Below are 18,361 nucleotides of genomic sequence, written 5' to 3'. Positions count from 1 at the left end.
AACACAGCTGAGGATCTGGTTGGGAGCCGGAGGTAGAATGGCAAACAAGCCTTGAAATTTATGGCTTCAACAGGTAATCTGCGGGCACTTTGCGGGATGGGTAAACATGGATCCAGTCAGACATTTGAAAATTTCTATGGCGGTCCTGATGCTGCTGGTTTCAGCCGGCAGTATCGGATTTGTTTTTATTGAGCATTGGAGATTTCTTGATGCCCTCTACATGACCGTCATCACCCTTGGAACCGTTGGTTTTAAGGAAATCCATGATCTCTCCGACGGCGGAAAAATATTCACGATGATGCTGATTGTAGTTGGAGTCAGCGTAATTGGTTACATCGTGGGCAGCTTGGCACAGATCATGTTTGAAGGTCAGATTCAGCGGGTGATGGGGAGGAAGAAATTGGATAAAATGATTGAAAAGCTTAATGGTCACTACATCATTTGTGGGTATGGCAGGATAGGTTCACTGATCTGCAGGGAATTTTCAGCGAATAAACTTGGGTTTGTTGTTGTTGAAAAAGACGTTGAAACTACAGGGAGATTGGAAGACGAAGGATACCTTCATATGAAGGGTGATGCCACCCTTGACGAGACATTGCTTAAGGCAGGTATCAAGCGGGCAAAGGGGTTGATCTCGGTAGTTACTTCGGACACTGAAAATGTCTATATCACCCTGACCGCTCGTGGACTCAACCCCGACCTTTATATCCTGGCACGTTCAGGTGAAGAAGGTTCGGACATCAAATTAAAACGGGCAGGGGCCAACAAAGTGGTTTCTCCCTACATTATTGGCGGCACCAGGATGGCACAGTCGATTTTGCGCCCTAATGTGGTAGACTTTATTGAAATCGCAACAGGGAGTGACCATATTGATCTGCAGATGGAAGAAATTACCATACCCCCGCATTCTGCATTTGCCGGTGAAACGCTGATTAGCTCCGGATTTCGCAAGGAAACCGGAGTAATCATTATCGGCATCAAGAAATCCAATGGGAAAATGGTGTTTAATCCGCACTCAGAGGCAATGATCGAAGAGAAAGATACTCTTATCGTGCTGGGAGAACCCGCGGCAATCCTGAAACTGGAGGGGCTTGTTGATCGGCCCCTTACGGATGACTTAACCAAACTTCAAAGGAAAGAACAATTCACTCATGCCTAGCAATTTGCACGTCCACGTTCCATATCTGCGTCTTTCAGAACACTTGCAGTATATTTTGCACAATCGGCTTAATCCAGAGATCTTTTTTTCGGCTGAAGCCCTGGACACGCTTATTTGCGAAAAACTTGATGCCCAGTCAAATCTGCTGAAAGAGGCAGGATTGGCCACAACCATTCACGCCCCTTTTCTTGATCTGAATCCGGGGGCGCTGGACGGCACCATCCGAGATGCTACCCGTCGCCGTTTTGAGCAGTTGTTCAAGGCAGCGGAAATTCTCCAACCCAGGGTAATTGTATTTCATCCCGGGTATGATGAACTGCGTTACGGCGACAGTCGCATGGCCTGGCTGAAGAACAGCATCGATTTCTGGCGCGAGTTCCTCCCTACTGCCAAAAGTGTCGGGTGCATCATTGCAGTGGAAAACATCTTTGAGAAGGAACCCTCCACCTTGCGCGGGCTGCTGGAGGCGGTTGATGATCCCTCATTCCGCCATTGTTTTGATGTTGGGCACTGGCACATGTTTTCAAAGGTTACCTTGGAGGAATGGTTCGCTGAACTGGGACCCTACATCGCGGAATTCCATATCCATGATAATCATGGGGATGCTGATGAACACCTTCCGCTGGGGGAGGGAGTTATAGATTTTGATCTGCTTTTTGGTCTTGCGGGACACTATGCCCCCCACGCGGTAAAAACCATTGAGGCCCATACAGCCGAGCGCCTTGAACGGGCACTGAAAAATATAGATAAATACCTGAAATAGTGATGCGCAAAGCCACCGCCCTTCCGGACGGTGGCTTTTTTATTTTTAAAGGAGAGTACATGAGCGAGAAGATTCTTGTTACCGGCGGCTGCGGGTACATCGGCAGCCATGTCGTTCGTCAACTAAGTGAGGCGGGGCGTACAGTAGTCGTCTACGACAACCTTTCCACCGGCTTCCCCGATGCCCTGGTCCATGGTGAAGAGCTGATTCAAGGGGATCTTTCGGATCGGGAAACCCTGGATGCGGCCTTTCAAAAACATGCCTTCTCGACTGTGCTGCATTTTGCAGCATCCATCGTTGCACCGGAATCTGTATCGCTGCCGTTGAAATATTATGGCAACAACACGCGCAATACTCTTGGGCTTCTTGAGGCATGTGTGCAGCACAGTGTGGCGCGTTTCATCTTTTCCAGCACTGCGGCGGTCTACGGTTTTCCTGATGGTGGAGTGGCTGCGGAGGAAAGTCCCTTATCACCCATCAATCCTTACGGCACGTCAAAGCTGATGAGCGAGTGGATGTTGCGTGATACATCTGCTGCCCATGGGATGAAGTATGTTGCCCTGCGTTACTTCAATGTGGCTGGCGCTGATCCTCAAGCCCGCATGGGACAGCGTACTCCTGAGGCGACTCATCTGATAAAGGTTGCCTGTCAGGCAGCATTGGGAATGCGTGAGAGCGTCGGGATCTATGGTACGGATTACCCGACTCCTGACGGCACCGGCATTCGCGATTATATCCATATCGAGGATCTGGCTGCAGCCCATTTGAATGCTCTGAAATACCTCGAAACCGGCGGAGAACCAACTGCCATGAACGTCGGTTATGGTCGCGGCAGCAGTGTCCGCGAAGTGCTGAAGATGGTAAAAGAGGTCAGTGGGGTGGATTTCAAGACTGTGGAGGCGGAGCGTCGTCCCGGAGATCCGGCCTCGCTGGTTGCGCGAGCCGACAAGATCGGCAATCTGACCGGTTGGAAACCGAGATTTGATAGTTTACGAACAATTGTGGAAGATGCCTGGCGCTGGGAAAGCGCGCTGGCAGCCAGGTAGAAATTCAATTTCTTTTTCAAAAAGCCCACCAAAGAGAGCAACCTCTTGGTGGGCTTTTTTGTGTGCCGGTGCATGGCACTCTGTTGACTCAGAGGCCGAACTGTTTCGTGTCTATCCACTTCATTGACAGCAGAGACCAAAAATCAATGGCAAGGCGATTAAGGACATAGTCGTAAGGCAGCCAGCCATATCCGGCATCGCCCCAGGATGTTCCCCAGGAGTTGCGGATCAGCAGTGCCCCTGTAGTCTGTTTTTTGCTTAGTGTGTTGGTTACCTTTTTGGCATCATCGTAACCAACCGCCACAATCGCATGCCCCCATTGGGCCTGTTCATTGGGGGCAGGATAGGGAATACCCCCCTTCACATCTGTTTTATCGAAGGAAGGGAAACCCCAGAAACCAAACATGGCCGGGACACCTGCAGCCAGATAGTTCTTTACACTGCTGAGAACCGCGGCAGTCGGTACATTGGCTCCTTGCGGATCGTGACAAAAATAATTCAGAGCTTCGCAGTTATCTGCAACACTGTACAGAAATGCTGTTGGCTCAGTATCGAATGCAGCAATGTTATAGGGACAATACTTTTCCGGAACAACCCCGAAGATTGCCAGGGCTGCCATTACATTTCTCAGCCAGGCTCCCGTGTCTCCCGTTACTTGCATGAGATTGCGAGTGGTCTTGTACAGGAACAGACGCGACCCATCACAATGTTTCCCGTAGGCGCGCTTTTCAAAGTACTCCACGATACCCATACCGGCATGTGCCGAGCATGAACCGAGAGAACCCTGGTTTTCCACCGGGGAACACCATGCTCGCAGATCGACAGAGGCCGGTGCTTTTGGAAGCTTTGTGGCCAGTTTCAGTTTCTTCGCAAGTTCAGCGACCTGGGGGGTGGCTGTGCTGTAATCACGCAGATCAGGCAGCGGTGGGAGCCAACCTGTTCCAACAGCCATACTGCAACTGTCCAATTCTATCGCTTTGCATGACATGATCATACTATCCTCCTTGGCATTGTACTGGTGGATGTCTATTTGCCGGTGTCGTGGAACGCCTCCTTTCTCCCGCAAAATGCGAGTGAAGTATCCAGAGTGGAGCAGTATTTGAAAAAGACCAGGAACTGATCAATAAAAAAGCCGGGCGTACCAAGGGAATATCCTTTGGCAGCTCGGCCATCTTGAAATCAAGATCCGTTACTTTCCGTACCTGCTTGCGACAGGTTTGGCTTTTTCTGGGATAGTTTAAATATAAAGATGTTTTTGTTTTGATTAATGCTTTTTATTTATAATCTGTCAATAATAATATCAGAAGGGTCACAAGACCCACTGCTGAAGTTGATTCTACCGCGTGCCGTAGCGTAAGTGGTTGCATCGTAATCATGATATCGTTGTTCTATAAGATGTGCCGAGAGGAGAAAAGTAGGACTGCAGGTGAATGCTGCGGTGGGTAGTTTTGCTAGTATTTCTTCAGCCCTTTTTTAGAAAAAATTCAGCATAGCGCATATCTTCGGAAAGAATGTGGTTGAGAAACCAGTCTCTGAGCAAGATTACTTTTTCGGAACTGCGGGGCGAAGTATCACTCGATTTAAGCTGGTCGAGGTGCTGTACGAAGAGGTCATGTTGAATTTTATGTTCAAGGGTAGTCGGGAAACTTCTGCGTTCCATCAAGCGCTCTTCATCGAAAAAGTGTCTTTTGCAGTAGATCTCTAAAACATTGACCACGGAGTTCATATCCTCAGCAGATTCTGCTCCGGTAATAACCTGATCGATTGCGGCCATGCGGTCCAGAATCTGTTGATGCTGCCGGTCAATAGTAGCCAGATTCAGATGGTAACTCGCTTCCAGGGTAAACGATGTCATGGTCATACCTCCATCGAGGATCAGTATAAAAGTGTACCAAAGAAATCGAGTGGTTGGGGCTGAAAGTTTTTAGATCAGGTGTCAGGATATGACAGTGGGATCTGGGCTTTTTCTGCCTATACTCTGACGGACTTTTTCAAGAAATTTCTCTGCTGTAAAAGGCTTTTGCAGAAATTCAATGCTCTCTTCGAGCAATCCTTTGTGCACGAAAGTTTCGTTAGCATAACCGGAGATGTAAAGGACTCGTAGTTCCGGGAGCGAGTCAAGTAGCTGTTCATATAACTCCTGACCATTCATTTCAGGCATCATCACGTCGGTGACCAGCAGATTGATGTTGGTGCCATGTTCCAGAGCCATTTCAAGTGCAAGAGTTGGAGTCTCTGCAGAAAAAACCTGGTATCCGGAAGATTTCAACAGCTCTATTACCATGGTGCGCACCATCTCGTTGTCTTCGACCACGAGGATAGTGCTGTCTCCATGTTGTAAGTCGGACGCGATTGGTGTCATGTTCGACAGGTTTACTGGCTGGCCGTTGCTGAGAGGCAGGTAGATGCTGAAGGTAGTTCCCTCTCCGACACGACTGCTGACAGCAATGTAGCCCTCATGTTGTTTTACGATTCCATACACGGTGGCAAGACCAAGTCCCGTCCCATGGCCGACCTGTTTGGTGGTAAAAAAAGGCTCGAAAATGTGGCTTAAGATTTCATCATCCATCCCGCAGCCACTGTCGATAAAGGCGAGCATTGCATAGTGACCAGCCTGCAGGCCGGGGTGCAGTCGCGTGTATTCGTTGTCCAGTACAACATGCCCGGTTTCCACGACAATCGTTCCGTTGCCCGATATGGCATGCTGTGCATTGACGGCAAGATTCAGGAGGATCTGTTCGATCTGGCCTCTGTCGGCCTGGACAATTACACCACCTGGTGCGGGTTGAAGGTATATGGCAATGTTTTCCCGTATGGTTCTGCGCAGAATGTCATGGAAACTGCTGATAATTTCATTGAGATCCAGTTGCTGGAGGGAGAGGATCTGCTTGCGACCGAAACTGAGTAGTTGCTGGGTCAGATCACGGGCCTTCCATGCCGCTTTGATGATGCCCTGGGTCTTTTCAAGCATTGGATCATTTTGAGGCAGTTTATGTTGGATCATTTCTGAGTACACAAGAATGGGAGTAAGAAGATTGTTGAAGTCGTGAGCAATTCCTCCGGCTAACTGACCGATCGCTTCAACCCTCTGAATATGGTGCAGCTGTAATTCCAGTTTCTTTTTCTGCATATCATTGCGGAACCGATCAATGGCAATACTGGCGAGATGAGCAGCAGATTCGATGAGCTGGATTTCATCTTTTTCCGGGAAGCAAGGTTCGCGATGATAAATAGCAAAGGTGCCAAGCAGTTCACCTGACGCCGAAATCACCGGTTCAGACCAGCAGGAACGTAGCCCTGCCTCGTGTACCGGCTGAAAGCCCTTCCAGCGAAAATCATTTTCAATGTCCTCAACAATTACCCGCTGCCGCAGATAGGCAGCGGTGCCGCACGCACCCATGCCATTGGCAATCCTCAGGCCATCCACGGCCTTGTTGTAGCTGTCCGGCAGGCTTGGCGCAGCGCCGTGATGCAGATGCTGGCAATCTTCATCTGCAAGAAGTACTGAGCAGATCGCTTTCTCCCGCTCCTGTTCGACATATTGTACGATATGCGTAAGCAGTTCCGGCAGATTTGCACCGGTGGCGAGTTTCTCGAGAATATTGGCCTTGGTCCGTTCACGGCGTTCGCTTCGTTTACGCTCACTGATGTCCCGGACAATGCTGATTATGAAGTTTTTACCGTCGCTTTCCATGATTCGAGCACTGACTTCTATCGGCAGTACCGAGCCGTTCCTGGTGAGGTAGGCTGATTCGAAGGTCGCCTCGCCGTGCTCTTGGATCATGGAAATATTAGATGCTACGCGCGCGCCGTATTCGGGTGGTTCCAGATCGCCTAGCTGCTTATTCACCAGTTCTTCCTGGTTATAGCCGGTCAGTCTGCAGACTGCGTGGTTTGACTGTATCAGCCGGCCATCCATATCAACCATCAGAATGCCGTCATGGGCGGCGTCTATCTGTGCAGCCTTGATGCGTGCCTGTTCCTGTTGAGCACCAAGCGCCGTCTGTGCCGACTGCAGTCGGTCAAGATGGCGTATCAGCAACTGCATCAGCAGGATAATTGAGAGGCAGAGTCCGAGGGTCAGGCCCGACTGTAAGAGTGCCTTGTTCCTCCATGGTTTGAGAACCTCACTTTTATCCAGCGAGACCACGGCTACAACGGGAAAGCGCGACAAACGCTGGTAGGAGATAATGCGTGGAGCTTTGTCAACAGGATTGTGCTTTTGACCGACATGAAAGGTGCCGGATGATGCGCGCGGTAACTTTTCGCGGAAAAGAATCGTCTTACTGAAATTGGTCTCGTAGATTTTATCGACGTATGGTTCAAACATCAGGGGAGCCCCGTCTGTACGGATCAGGGCTATCCGGCCATTGGGTCCCAGGCTTCCCTCACTGAGAAACCGCTTGAAATAATCAACTTCAAAGGCGACTGCCAAGAGGCCGGCAAACTGCTCTTCAGGATCGTTAAGCGGACGCATCAGGTTGAAGCGCCAGCGTTTGACCAGGCGGCTCATTACCGGTTTGCTGATAGAAAGATCAGCGCCGGGTGTGGTCATGTAATAGTGGAAATAATCGCGATCTGATACTGAAATGGGTTTTCCAGGGAAATCCACTGAGCTGATGAACATTGTGCCGCTTTTGTCGACGATGAACAGGGATCCGATCTGCGGGGAATTACCCACCTGGCGTTGCAGTTCCTGAAACAGTTGCAGGTGCTTTTCTTTTTTTATTCCCCCCGCTCTCTGCAGGTCGTGAAGCACGTCGCGCAGCACTCGATCGGATTCTGCAAATGCGCTTTCGCTGTGTTCCGACAGCGCCCTGACATATCCCTTGGCCTGATGTTCGGCGGTTTTGATGACATCTTTATATTGCGAAAAGATACTCCAGCCGTAAATGCCGATCACCGCCGCAACAAGCAGTGCAATGGTGATCTTTACCCGTGATTTCAGCTTTTCTATGGATAAATTTGATGTGGACATTGAGGCCTTTTTTCCCGATGTGTTAGCAAGCTGATCGGCATTTGTCTGCAAAGGTTTAGCGGGCGAGCAGATATGGAACGCTGCAAAACTTTTACAGGGGCCAACCGGTTTCATAATCGGGCGGGTAGAAGTTCTCTTTTGTACGGTTGTAGTAACCGAACTGCAGGCGCGGGAATTCCTGTTTCAATTGCTGCAGCAGGCAGTACATACCGATTCCCCTGGTATTGGCGCCCATTTCCCTGTTGTAGTAGTCCGGATCGATGGAGAGGTTGCGCAGCTGGATCATGTCGATACCTGTGTCGGCAATAAATTGAAGCAGAGCTTCTACCTCCTGCGGCGCATCGTTGACACCTGGTGAAACCAGGTAGTTGATCATGGTGAAACGGCCGGCTTCCTTGGCGGTGCGAACCGAACGTTTCACGTCGGAAAACGTATATCCCTTAGGACGATAGTAGCGGTTATAGAGCTCTTCGCGCACCGAGTTCATGGAAAAGCGGAAGGAGTCCATGCCGCTGTCGCACAATAGCTGGATTTTGTCAGGTAATGAGCCGTTGGAATTGAAATTGACCGTGCCGCGCACAGTCGCCAGCTTCAGTCTTCGGGTGGCCTCGGCAATAGTATCTGCCTGTAGAATCGGATCCCCTTCACATCCCTGGCCATAGGAAACAATTGCCTGCTCAGCCTGCTCCAGGTGAGGTAGCGATATTTCACAGATTTCTTCCGGAGTGGGGACAAAAGAGATGCGTTCATGGTTTGAAGGACAACATTCCGATGGCTGAAGGCTGATGCACCCCAGGCAGGCGGAGTTGCAGACCGGCGACGTGGGAAGTGGCGCTTCCCACCGACGATAAAACAAGTTTTTTGCAGCGAAGCAGTGATAATCGACTGCACAGCGGGAAAGCTGCTCGAGCAGGCGATTTCCCGGCATTTCCTTCAGCATCGCCCGTACCAGAGGGTCCAGAGTGCGGTCATCGTAATTGGCCGGATCCCAGTTGCTGTTGGCATCCACCTTGGTAGCCGCAACGACAAAGCAGTCTCGTTCCTCGTCCCATCCCACCGCAGTGTAGGACCAGAGTGGCAGGTGCTCCTTCTTTTTTGAATAATCACAGGCTGGCAGCAGGGTACGCATATATCCGGGAGCCATAAAGGCGGCCACAGCCTGAATCTTTTGGCTTCTGCGCCCTTCGCGGATTTCGTTCAGAATGGTGAACCGTTTTTGGCGGGCATCCCAGGCAATTGGCGGCATATCCGGCATGGTAAAGAGCTTGCTGTCCTCTGGCAGGGGAATCAGTTCCATGTGATCCGGCAGCACCGGTTCGTTTCCATTCATCCCTGTCATACAAAGTTCGGGATGATCATAAATGTTCCCGGTGGAATCGGCGTACAGCATCTTGGGTAAGCGTTGAGACATGGGAAATCCTTTCTATTGTTGAAGAGCCATTATACGCCGGAGTGCCTGACAAGTTCAGCGTTTTTCGACAGGCAGTATCTTGAAAAACGTTGTGCAGGGCGGAACGAATATTTTATATGCTGGGAATGCGCAGCAGAATGTGGAGGTGCTTTCGGAGAGAGTTTATAGTTTCAATGGCGGCTTATGAGTTTGCGTCTTTAAGCCGCCTTTGGGGAGAAGCTGAAAATAAAGATCCGAGTGGATTTGCCCTAAGTAGGTCGACAGGCTCCTGAAACGGTTTGCTCCGCGCCTGGGCGTCTTAAGCGAAGCGAGCGAGAGCACTTGAAAGACCTTTTCTCTCGCGAAGCCGCAAAGACGCTAAGAAAAGCAATTCTTTAAGAAAAGAGATACTAGCGTCCGACCTCATTGATAGCGGCTTTTATCGCCTGCTCATTGATATCCCGATCACCCACCAGCAGTTTCGATTTTTTTGTTTTGGAATTGGTAATTATCGCGGTGGGAGTGGCTGTGACATTAAAACCGCGATATACGGTCAGATTTGACTGCATCCCGAAAAGAGTGTCGGCATAATTCATCTGGCGCAGTTTGACACCCAGAGGATTTACGGCTGCCTGAACCTCGGCTTCACCAGGGCTCTTAGTTTTAAGCGCGAGCTTGGCCAAAGCACTGCGTAAACTCAGGTACTTTTCTTTTTCAAAAGCAAGAAACTGAAGATTATAGGGAGTGAAGTTGAGGGATTCCTTGTGAATTGGCATATCCACGAAGCCGACTTTAACTGATTTTGCCAGTTCCGGCACCATCTTCTCGATGGCCGGTTCTGCTTTTTTACAGGCCGGACAAAACCAGTCGCTGACAAAATAGACGGTGGTAGGGCTGGATTTTTTGCCAAGGAACAGGTCCAGGTCGGCAGCATCGGCAGTTTTTTTGACACCGAGGATAGAACCACCCAGACCGGTGGCAAAGCAGAGAGTGGCGACAATAATAAAAAGAATTCTTGATTTCATGGGTGCTCCTTGTGTCGTTGAACTTCGTAAGGTTTCCCAGCTGATGGCTGTACAGGTCAGAAAAACAGTCGCTGCCAATCCGAGGCAGACTGGACACCACTGGCCGATTTCATATTTTTGGATCCAGATGAAGCGAGCTTCTGCTCCGGCGGCGCTAAACATCATCAAGGCAATGATCCAATTGCACCAGCGGTACCGTTGCCTCAGGATTAAAGCACATAGTATGGCAATAAAAAAAGCTATTCCAAACCAGCCGAAATCCATTCCAAAAATGCGGTATTGTCCGGTTTCACTGCAGGCTGAACAGATCTTGAGAAGAGAAACCACCGATAAAATAAGTCCTGCCATAGATGACAGCCAAACAAGTATGGCCGGTGCATTTATTCCTGCTCCCGGCTTGTTCCGGCTGATGTTGTTCGATATCACCAACAGTCTCCTGCTCCTCTGGATCGCCTGGGATTTGCGGAAAATTTCAGGGGGCAGCAGGCCAGAATTTGATCTGTTGCACCTTACCGATCAGCGATTTAAACGTGTGCATATTAGCATAATTGCTCTTTTTTGAGGTATGAAATTTTATTCAAAAATTGCCTTGCATCACGTCACATCCCGAAGCAGTGGAAGGTTCTTCTGGCAAAGTGGACTTCTATACGTAGAACCTTCGTTCTCCGCTTCCCTGTAGTGCCTCGTGGAAAAGGGTCAGGTATTCACGTAACTGCCGGGTAAGCAGGAAGTTTTCCCTGATAAATTCCTTTGCCTTGATACCGATTTCCTTCTTGAGATCGTGGTGATGCAACAGAAATCTGATCCGATGAGCCGCACCTTCCGGCGTATTGACCAGGAAGCCGGTGTGATAGTTGACCACCTGACGGCGGATGCCCCCCACGTCGCCACCGATTACCGGTTTCCCTTTCCAGAGACCTTCCGTGACTGTCAGTCCGAAGCCTTCCTTGGTGGATTTTTGAATGATGATATCTGCCAATCTCTGCAATGCATTGATAGTGCGGTCGTCATTGGGGGGCAGCAGAAGCACATGAATATCCGGATCACCTGCCGCCTCTTCCATGACTTCATCCAGCATGGCCTTGCCTTCCGGATCATCAGTGGCTCCGCCGCCCGCCAAAACAAGCTGCAGGGGGGTGACTGTCCGCACTAGTCGACATGCGGCGATCACGCCAAGCGGGTCCTTGAAGCGGTCAAATCGGGAAACCTGCACCACCAGCGGACGATCAGGATCCAGGCCAAAACGGGCTCGTACCTGCTCCAGCTCAGAATATTCCAGATCGCAGTTTTTATCGCTTAAGGGATCAATGCTGGGGGGGACAATGAACTGCGGGTGGGGCAGGGGATGGGCAAAGGTATTCATGGAAAAGATGCTCGCGTCGTATCCCGCCACATAAGGCTTCAGACCCTTCCAGACCGGGCGGTAAGGATGGCTGATGTCGATATGTCCGCGCCAGATCCACTTGCCCTTCCGGTTCTGGCAAAGCTTCAGCAGTGGGGCTGGTTGCGGGTCATGGATCAGCACCACTTCCGCTTCCTCCAGAATCGGACGCAGCGTCTCGAAATTGGCAACATTGACATCGAGATAAGTCTGCCATCCACGGGTGGTAATGGGTGCCGGGTACCCCTGGAGGCCGTTGTGAATGGATTTGGTTACATTGAAAAATTCGTTGGTTCCCTGGATAACTTCCCAACGGGCGTCGATGCCCATGTCGCACATCAGCGGCACCATCCAGTCTAGAATTTCGGCTACCCCGCCCCCTTCGCGGGTGGAATTGACATGCACCACCCGCTTGCCCTGAAGTCCCTTGGCCAGTTGTCTGAGCTGGCCGATGACCGGAGCCCCCACGATTCCCTCATACATATCAAGATGAATGGTCATGGGATGCCTCCTGCATGCGACAGCAGTTTTGCCAGTTCATTTCTGAGCTCTGAAAGGGTGAAGAAGGTAAAATCGATCGAGTGCAGTGCGTTGACCTCCATTTTGAATTCTTCAGGAGAGTCTAAAAGCCATGCGGAGAAATCATCGATATTCTCGGGGTGACGGCGACGCGCTTCAAGGAAATGAAAATAAATGCTGCTGCCTGTCATGGTCAGAATTGAACTTGCCAGATCACGCGGATGTTCAATGGCCCGTCCGGTATCGAACACCACAGTTGTCGATTCCATGAAGTAAAATTCAGACCCGGGGGGAGCACTGGGGACAAATGGAAGTTCACTCAGGCGTTCGTCGATCAGATCAAGGGTAAGGACGCGCAGCTCCTCCATGTCAAAAAACGAATATGGATCGATTATGCCAATCCGCTCAGCCAGTACCCGATCCCCCAGGTGAAGTTTAATCCAGACCGCTACGTCGTTGCGATAATCAGGATTGTCAAAGGAGGCTACCATTGGGGTCTCACAGAAATGATGATAGATCACATTGCTGCTGCAGGAAGCGAGTCGTTCGCGCAGCTCCCGCAGGTTGAGTGCTGTCGGCAATCCGCTCGTCCTGGCCAACAGGGCGCAGTCATAAATCCGGAAGTTTTTCATATGCACTTCCTTATGATCATTTTCTACTCTATCCGAAAGCATAGCCAATAATCGATCAAGAGCAAGCGGGGGCGCCATCTTGCCATATTCATATTATCTGTCACATTTTAGGAAGAGATTCGCAGTTTCGGAGAAGATTATGGATGCTGAAGTGCGCACACAGAGGGAACAGGTGGTCAGCATAATCCGGATGCTTCAGGCAATGCTTGTCGAGATCAGGGAAGCTTTTGTGCGCCAGCAGGTGCATTTACTCAATAAAGTCGGGAGTGAGCGGAAAGATATTGCGGAGGAGACTGCTTTTACAGCCGCAGAAGCGGATGAATTGATGGTAGGTCGGCTGTGGCGTGATCGCGAACCGATTATAGAATATCAGGATATCCTCAGGCACCTGAAGCTGTTGGCCGGGGATCTGGAGGGAATAGCCGAGGTCCTCCGTCGCCAGATAGGGGATAGAATACCCTTCTCGGACAAGATGATGGAGCAGGTTAATCTGCTCTTGGGGCGCCAGGAGATGCTTTTGCATTCTATCGCCGGTATGGTCAGTACCGGCGAAACGACGCGCTCCAGGGAAATCAGCCGAATCTGCAGCTGGTTGGGACAGCACTGTCTTCTTTTTGCCACCCAGCATGAATCACGTCTGGTGGAAGGGCTTCTGTCAGCCTCAGCACCACTTTTTCTCAGTATTCTTGATCGAATGCAGACGCTTGTCCATCATGAGCTTGAACTCATACGCCTGTTGGAGGCCTGGATTGAATCGAAAACATCAGGCCGAAGTATGGTTAACTACTCATAAGTTAAGAGCAGGAAAGGAGGCATCAGCCATGACACCACGAGGCAGCAGGATTTCCATGGAAGAAAAGGGGCAGAGAACTGCCCGCAGTACCGATGTATATATCAGCGATGCGGGGATGAAAGAGGTTGCGGTGTGCACCGGGTGCAAGGCACTTTATTGGAACAAGCGTTGGTATCCGGATGAGAGTGCCTCCGCCGGTTTGAGTAATGACATGATCAGAAGCGAGGTGCTCTGTCCGGCCTGTCATCGCATGCAGGATAACAATCCCGCCGGCATTGTCACCTACAGCGGAGAATATCTGCACGACCACGAAAGGGAGATTCTCAGCACCATTAAAAACACCGAGGAAAGAGCCCGCATAAAGAATCCCCTGGCGCGGATAATGGAGATAAAGCAGGAGGGTGGCAGCATGACCGTCAGTACCACTGATGACAAGCTGGCCCAGAAACTGGGCAGGGACATCTATAAGGCTTACAGCGGCAGCCTGGAATACCAGTGGAGCAGGGAAAACAGGTTTGTGCGGGTCAACTGGAACCGGTGAGGCAAAACCTGACTAGAATGAGAGGCTCACCCAGATGATTTTAAAGTGGCATATTGTGTGCCGACATAATTAAGAGGATTGACATGGCCATTGACCCCATTTGTGGCATGGAGATAGATGAATCGTCTGCTTTGCCTGTCGAGCGTGATGGCCAGACATTCTACTTTTGTAGCGCCCACTGCCGGCAGAAGTTTTTGTCAGAGCCTCCCACCGCGAAGTCTGAAGAAAAACCGCATGGCAAAAACATTTACACCTGCCCGATGCACCCAGAGATCGAGCAGGATTATCCCGGCGATTGCCCCAAGTGCGGCATGGCGCTGGAACCGAAGATACTGACAGCGGGTTCGGATGAAGAGGAAAATGCTGAACTTGATGACATGACCAGGCGCCTCTGGATTGGGGCAGCGCTGACGTTTCCTGTGTTTGTCCTGGCTATGGCTCACATGGTTCCTGCATTGGCCCGGCAATCCTGGGCAAATGGCCATATCTCGCGCTGGTTGCAATTTGCACTCACCACACCAGTTGTACTTTGGGCGGGCGGGCCCTTTTTTCGCAGGGGCTGGCGTTCCATCATGACGCGTCACTTGAACATGTTCACCCTGATCGCCATCGGCGTAGGCGCGGCCTTCATCTTTAGCACTGTGGCGATGTTGAAGCCCGAACTGTTTCCGTACACGATGCAGCACGAAGGCAAGGTTGCCATCTACTTTGAGGCCGCAGCGGTAATCATTGTGTTGGTGCTCCTCGGTCAGGTGCTCGAACTGCGTGCCCGAAGCCGTACGGGCAGCGCCATCAAAGCGCTGCTGAACCTGGCACCACCCACGGCACGGCACGTTGCAGAAGGGGGCGATCAGGAAGTTCCGCTTGATCAGGTGAAAGTCGACGACCTGCTGCGCGTGGTTCCGGGGGACAAGGTGCCGGTTGACGGCGTGGTAGTTGAAGGACACTCCAGCGTAGAAGAATCCATGATCAGCGGCGAACCGCTTCCGGTGGAAAAGAACGTCGGGGACAAGGTGACGGGCGGCACCGTCAATGGCGCCGGCAGTTTTATCATGCGCGCCGAGCGGGTCGGCAACGACACATTGTTGGGGCAGATTGTGAACATGGTTGCCGAGGCCCAGCGCAGCCGCGCACCCATTCAAGGTCTTGCCGACAAGGTCGCGGGCATCTTCGTGCCGGTTGTGCTGGCTGTTTCGGTGCTCACCTTCGTCATCTGGCTGTTGCTTGGTCCGGAGCCAAAACTTGCCCACGCCATCGTCAACGCCGTTGCGGTCCTCATCATCGCCTGTCCATGCGCTCTCGGTCTGGCTACACCCATGTCGATCATGGTAGGCGTCGGACGCGGTGCGCAGGAAGGCGTGCTGGTAAAAAATGCCGAGGCGCTCGAACGGCTGGAGAAAATTACTACGCTGGTTGTGGACAAGACCGGCACTCTCACCGAAGGCAAGCCCAAACTCATGGATGTACTGCCCGGCGATAGTATTGATGCGAAGGAGTTTCTGCGGCTCGCCGCCTCACTGGAGCAGAGCAGCGAACACCCGCTGGCCGCGGCAATTGTACAGGGTGCGAAGGAACAAGGAATTGTTTTGGAGCCCGCGAAAGACTTCTCTTCGGTGACAGGCGGTGGTGTTATCGGCACCGTCGCTGGTCGTGCGGTGATGATCGGAAAACCGGATTTTCTGCGGAATGAAAAGATCACCGGCCTGGAACAGCTCGAAGCATCGGCCGTGAAACTTCAGGAAGATGGCAAGACCGTCATGTTCGTAGCCATCGATGGGAAACCGGCCGGAATCCTGCCCGTTGCTGATCCGATCAAAGCCACCACAATAGAAGCCATTCGCGAGCTTCATGAACTCGGACTGGAACTTGTCATGCTCACCGGAGACAACCGGCGCACTGCCGATGCGGTGGCCAGACAAATCGGCCTGGATGCGGTGGAAGCAGAGATTGAGCCTGCAGGAAAAGTCGCCCATGTCAAAAAACTGCACGAGGAAGGTAAACATGTTGCGATGGCCGGCGACGGCATCAACGACGCGCCTGCCCTCAGCGAAGCGGAAGTCGGCATTGCCATGGGCACCGGCACTGACGTGGCCATGCAAAGTGCCGGCATTACCCTCGTACGCGGTGACCTGCGCGGCATTGCCAAGGCCATTCGTCTTAGTCGCGCCACCATGCGGAACATCCGGCAGAACCTGTTCTTCGCCTTTCTCTACAACGCGCTGGGTATCCCGGTGGCGGCGGGTGTGCTGTACCCGTTCTTCGGCTTGCTGCTCAGTCCGATCATTGCCGGCTCCGCGATGAGTTTGAGCTCTGTTTCGGTCATCAGTAACGCCTTGCGGCTGCGGAATTTGAAGCTGTGAAATGTACGAAAATAGAGGAGGGGAGAGGTTGGGCGGGTTTTACATTTCGTGGTAGTCGGCAGGGAAAAGCATATTCACGTCCATCCATGGTCCGCTAAATGCTAATTCCCGAAATCTGGATTCTGTATTTCGTGGTTCCACCGTCATCATTGCTCAGTGTACCTTTACCTCAAGAGATACGACATCGTTCCCTTCTGCCTGGCGTCCCAGCTTATCAACAACCTTCCAGCGTACCTTGATCGGCATGCGTTCCGTAAATTGAGACCGGTTCCTGGGTTTAAGCACCCCTGCCATATCGAAAGCTGAATGATACAGATCACCTTCATACTGCTGCCCGTCGTGGGCCATTAGCTTAAGCTCCTTGACATCAACCGGTCGATCAAAAAACGCATCCACTTCCTCAACTTCTTTGACCCCTTTGTCTTTCATGGCCGTTACACCCAGCAGACGGGGCGGGCCCGGCTGTAGGATGTCACTCTCGCTGGACTGGACCGGGAGCGGAGCTGCGTTTCCGTCGATTCGAACGCCGACAGCCGAAACTCCTTTGAACTGGCGAAGGGTCTGGTCAAATGCCTTTACAAACTTCGATGCATCTGACGTGGTGCCAAACTCTTTACTCAAAGTGAGGGTTGTTGTCCCCTGGGCTTCCTGCAGGCCGACGATGCGGCTACCGGCCGGCGCATTCAGGAAATCTCCCTGGTAGCTGCCGGTATCCATGCCGACGAGGAGACGCTCGACGGCTACTTTTTTGATACTTCCCTCGTCGAAGGTGAAAAACGGGAAAGGCACAACTTTGCCCGGTTCTTTACGTGATGGAAAGTAAATCACAAAAGCATATGCCACGCCTTTGTCAACCGGCGGAACAGCGCCAAAATACCTGGCATACGCGGCTGTCGAGATCACCTCTCCAGGTTTCTGAACTGGAATTTCCTTTTTTTGAAAGGTGACGGCATAGATCAGAAAGCCGAACAATGCCGTTGCTGTAATGATGGAGAGTATTCTTTTCATGTGTGTGGATGAGAATGGTGAGGCGGGCTAAAAAGCCCGCCTCACCACTTCATGCTGATCCTTGAAATGTCATCGAAAGGTTTGTTGCTAGTGAGGTTTTTGCAGATGCTCTCATCCTTCCCTGATTAATCGATTGGGCTACTTGACTGTGTACCAGAATTTGGACTGGCGGGTTTTGCCATCCTTCAGCTGGAACTTGCACATCACGCCATATTTACCTTTTTTGGAAAGGTCGAAGTCTGCTCCGAAGTGTCCCTGCATGCCCATCAAGTCCTTGACCTGCTCGCTTTTGTCCGGGTTTTGTACCTTGACCTTGACTTCGCCTTCGGTCAGGGCCTTGCCTGTTTTGGCATCCTTGAATTCAACCGCAATGTGATGGGTCTCTTTCATTTCCTTGGGCATCTCCATCTTCATCGCTTTCATGTGCTCCTTCATGCTCATGACCTTGAAGGTGGCCTTTACGCCATCCACAACTTCTTCATGGGCGACATCGCCATGATGGGCGCCATGTCCCATATTCATGGAGCCATGATCCATTGCAGCGAAAGAGGAGATCGGCGCTGTGAGGGCAAAGAGTGCTGCGATTAATACGGTCATTTTTTTCATGTTACTGTTCTCCTTTGGGTTAAGTGGTAATTACGTAGCTTTTGCTAAAGCATTTGTCGTGCCACAGCATAACTACCTGTAAAAGAGGTTAATTTAATGCCTGCCGGGATGGTGGTGGAGAATATTCAACATGTATGGTGAAATATCCTCCCAATCTTTT

15 protein-coding genes and 1 riboswitch are annotated in these 18,361 nt (G+C 51.3%); of the genes, 6 read left to right on the top strand and 9 right to left on the bottom strand.

The window, feature by feature from the left end:
* The first annotated feature begins 106 nt into the window (after window positions 1-106).
* The 3 genes from KJB30_RS05945 to galE are packed head-to-tail and all read left to right on the top strand — an operon-like array spanning window position 107 to window position 2,968.
* The gene (locus tag KJB30_RS05945; RefSeq protein ID WP_214297024.1) at window positions 107-1,159 is read left to right on the top strand and encodes a potassium channel family protein; all 1,053 of its coding nucleotides are present in this window, start codon (window positions 107-109) and stop codon (window positions 1,157-1,159) included.
* Window positions 1,152-1,922 carry a sugar phosphate isomerase/epimerase family protein gene (locus tag KJB30_RS05940; protein ID WP_214297023.1) on the top strand — a complete coding sequence of 257 codons (771 nt, stop codon included), beginning with the start codon at window positions 1,152-1,154 and terminating at the stop codon, window positions 1,920-1,922. The genes KJB30_RS05945 and KJB30_RS05940 overlap by 8 nt, the downstream gene beginning before the upstream one ends.
* Window positions 1,923-1,981: 59 nt before the next feature.
* Complete coding sequence (gene galE, locus KJB30_RS05935) at window positions 1,982-2,968, top strand: UDP-glucose 4-epimerase GalE (RefSeq protein ID WP_214297022.1); 987 nt, start codon at window positions 1,982-1,984, stop codon at window positions 2,966-2,968.
* Between the two features lie 88 nt (window positions 2,969-3,056).
* Here the strand turns inward: galE and KJB30_RS05930 are convergent, their stop codons facing one another.
* From KJB30_RS05930 to KJB30_RS05900, 7 genes are all read right to left on the bottom strand, one after another.
* Window positions 3,057-3,962, bottom strand: coding sequence for a C1 family peptidase (locus KJB30_RS05930; RefSeq protein WP_214297021.1), 906 nt, complete (start codon window positions 3,960-3,962; stop codon window positions 3,057-3,059).
* A 161-nt stretch (window positions 3,963-4,123) separates the two neighbouring features.
* Window positions 4,124-4,200: riboswitch (cyclic di-GMP riboswitch) on the bottom strand.
* 230 nt (window positions 4,201-4,430) lie between these two features.
* Window positions 4,431-4,823, bottom strand: a complete 393-nt coding sequence (locus KJB30_RS05925) for a bacteriohemerythrin (protein ID WP_214297020.1) — start codon at window positions 4,821-4,823, stop codon at window positions 4,431-4,433.
* An 81-nt stretch (window positions 4,824-4,904) separates the two neighbouring features.
* Window positions 4,905-7,946, bottom strand: a complete 3,042-nt coding sequence (locus KJB30_RS05920) for a PAS domain S-box protein (protein ID WP_214297019.1) — start codon at window positions 7,944-7,946, stop codon at window positions 4,905-4,907.
* 91 nt (window positions 7,947-8,037) lie between these two features.
* Window positions 8,038-9,357: a radical SAM family protein gene (locus tag KJB30_RS05915; protein ID WP_214297018.1), complete on the bottom strand. Its 1,320-nt coding sequence runs from the start codon at window positions 9,355-9,357 to the stop codon at window positions 8,038-8,040.
* Window positions 9,358-9,746: 389 nt separating this feature from the next.
* Window positions 9,747-10,787 (bottom strand): vitamin K epoxide reductase family protein, encoded by a 1,041-nt coding sequence (locus KJB30_RS05910; protein ID WP_367618932.1) that lies wholly within the window; start codon window positions 10,785-10,787, stop codon window positions 9,747-9,749.
* Between the two features lie 217 nt (window positions 10,788-11,004).
* Window positions 11,005-12,243 carry a glycosyltransferase gene (locus KJB30_RS05905; RefSeq protein WP_214297017.1) on the bottom strand — a complete coding sequence of 413 codons (1,239 nt, stop codon included), beginning with the start codon at window positions 12,241-12,243 and terminating at the stop codon, window positions 11,005-11,007.
* Window positions 12,240-12,893 (bottom strand): DUF5752 family protein, encoded by a 654-nt coding sequence (locus KJB30_RS05900; protein WP_214297016.1) that lies wholly within the window; start codon window positions 12,891-12,893, stop codon window positions 12,240-12,242. The genes KJB30_RS05905 and KJB30_RS05900 overlap by 4 nt, the downstream gene beginning before the upstream one ends.
* A gap of 139 nt (window positions 12,894-13,032) precedes the next feature.
* Between KJB30_RS05900 and KJB30_RS05895 the strand changes: the two genes are divergently transcribed.
* From KJB30_RS05895 to KJB30_RS05885, 3 genes are all read left to right on the top strand, one after another.
* A complete protein-coding gene (locus KJB30_RS05895) occupies window positions 13,033-13,686 on the top strand; it encodes a hypothetical protein (RefSeq protein ID WP_214297015.1) in 654 nt (217 codons plus the stop codon).
* A 28-nt stretch (window positions 13,687-13,714) separates the two neighbouring features.
* On the top strand, window positions 13,715-14,227 hold the full coding sequence (locus KJB30_RS05890) for a BCAM0308 family protein (RefSeq protein WP_214297014.1): 513 nt from the start codon (window positions 13,715-13,717) through the stop codon (window positions 14,225-14,227).
* An 83-nt stretch (window positions 14,228-14,310) separates the two neighbouring features.
* Window positions 14,311-16,587, top strand: coding sequence for a heavy metal translocating P-type ATPase (locus tag KJB30_RS05885; RefSeq protein WP_214297013.1), 2,277 nt, complete (start codon window positions 14,311-14,313; stop codon window positions 16,585-16,587).
* 153 nt (window positions 16,588-16,740) lie between these two features.
* Here KJB30_RS05885 and KJB30_RS05880 read toward each other — a convergent pair whose 3' ends face one another.
* Window positions 16,741-17,595, bottom strand: coding sequence for a GerMN domain-containing protein (locus tag KJB30_RS05880; RefSeq protein WP_214297012.1), 855 nt, complete (start codon window positions 17,593-17,595; stop codon window positions 16,741-16,743).
* Window positions 17,596-17,733: 138 nt separating this feature from the next.
* Complete coding sequence (locus KJB30_RS05875) at window positions 17,734-18,201, bottom strand: hypothetical protein (protein ID WP_214297011.1); 468 nt, start codon at window positions 18,199-18,201, stop codon at window positions 17,734-17,736.
* Window positions 18,202-18,361 lie beyond the last annotated feature (160 nt).

Source organism: Pelotalea chapellei (assembly GCF_018531195.1).
GTDB classification, from domain to species: Bacteria; Desulfobacterota; Desulfuromonadia; order Geobacterales; family Pseudopelobacteraceae; genus Pelotalea; species Pelotalea chapellei.
Note: the sequence above shows the minus strand (reverse complement) of the source record. Positions and strands in the feature narration are given on the sequence as shown.

What these genes read in the sequence shown, in the direction of transcription:
- KJB30_RS05945 (WP_214297024.1), top strand. Translation starts at nt 107, where the DNA reads ATGGATCCAGTCAGACATTTGAAAATTTCTATGGCGGTCCTGATGCTG.
- KJB30_RS05940 (WP_214297023.1), top strand. Translation starts at nt 1,152, where the DNA reads ATGCCTAGCAATTTGCACGTCCACGTTCCATATCTGCGTCTTTCAGAA.
- galE (WP_214297022.1), top strand. Translation starts at nt 1,982, where the DNA reads ATGAGCGAGAAGATTCTTGTTACCGGCGGCTGCGGGTACATCGGCAGC.
- KJB30_RS05930 (WP_214297021.1), bottom strand. Translation starts at nt 3,962, where the DNA reads ATGATCATGTCATGCAAAGCGATAGAATTGGACAGTTGCAGTATGGCT.
- KJB30_RS05925 (WP_214297020.1), bottom strand. Translation starts at nt 4,823, where the DNA reads ATGACATCGTTTACCCTGGAAGCGAGTTACCATCTGAATCTGGCTACT.
- KJB30_RS05920 (WP_214297019.1), bottom strand. Translation starts at nt 7,946, where the DNA reads ATGTCCACATCAAATTTATCCATAGAAAAGCTGAAATCACGGGTAAAG.
- KJB30_RS05915 (WP_214297018.1), bottom strand. Translation starts at nt 9,357, where the DNA reads ATGTCTCAACGCTTACCCAAGATGCTGTACGCCGATTCCACCGGGAAC.
- KJB30_RS05905 (WP_214297017.1), bottom strand. Translation starts at nt 12,243, where the DNA reads ATGACCATTCATCTTGATATGTATGAGGGAATCGTGGGGGCTCCGGTC.
- KJB30_RS05900 (WP_214297016.1), bottom strand. Translation starts at nt 12,893, where the DNA reads ATGAAAAACTTCCGGATTTATGACTGCGCCCTGTTGGCCAGGACGAGC.
- KJB30_RS05895 (WP_214297015.1), top strand. Translation starts at nt 13,033, where the DNA reads ATGGATGCTGAAGTGCGCACACAGAGGGAACAGGTGGTCAGCATAATC.
- KJB30_RS05890 (WP_214297014.1), top strand. Translation starts at nt 13,715, where the DNA reads ATGACACCACGAGGCAGCAGGATTTCCATGGAAGAAAAGGGGCAGAGA.
- KJB30_RS05885 (WP_214297013.1), top strand. Translation starts at nt 14,311, where the DNA reads ATGGCCATTGACCCCATTTGTGGCATGGAGATAGATGAATCGTCTGCT.
- KJB30_RS05880 (WP_214297012.1), bottom strand. Translation starts at nt 17,595, where the DNA reads ATGAAAAGAATACTCTCCATCATTACAGCAACGGCATTGTTCGGCTTT.
- KJB30_RS05875 (WP_214297011.1), bottom strand. Translation starts at nt 18,201, where the DNA reads ATGAAAAAAATGACCGTATTAATCGCAGCACTCTTTGCCCTCACAGCG.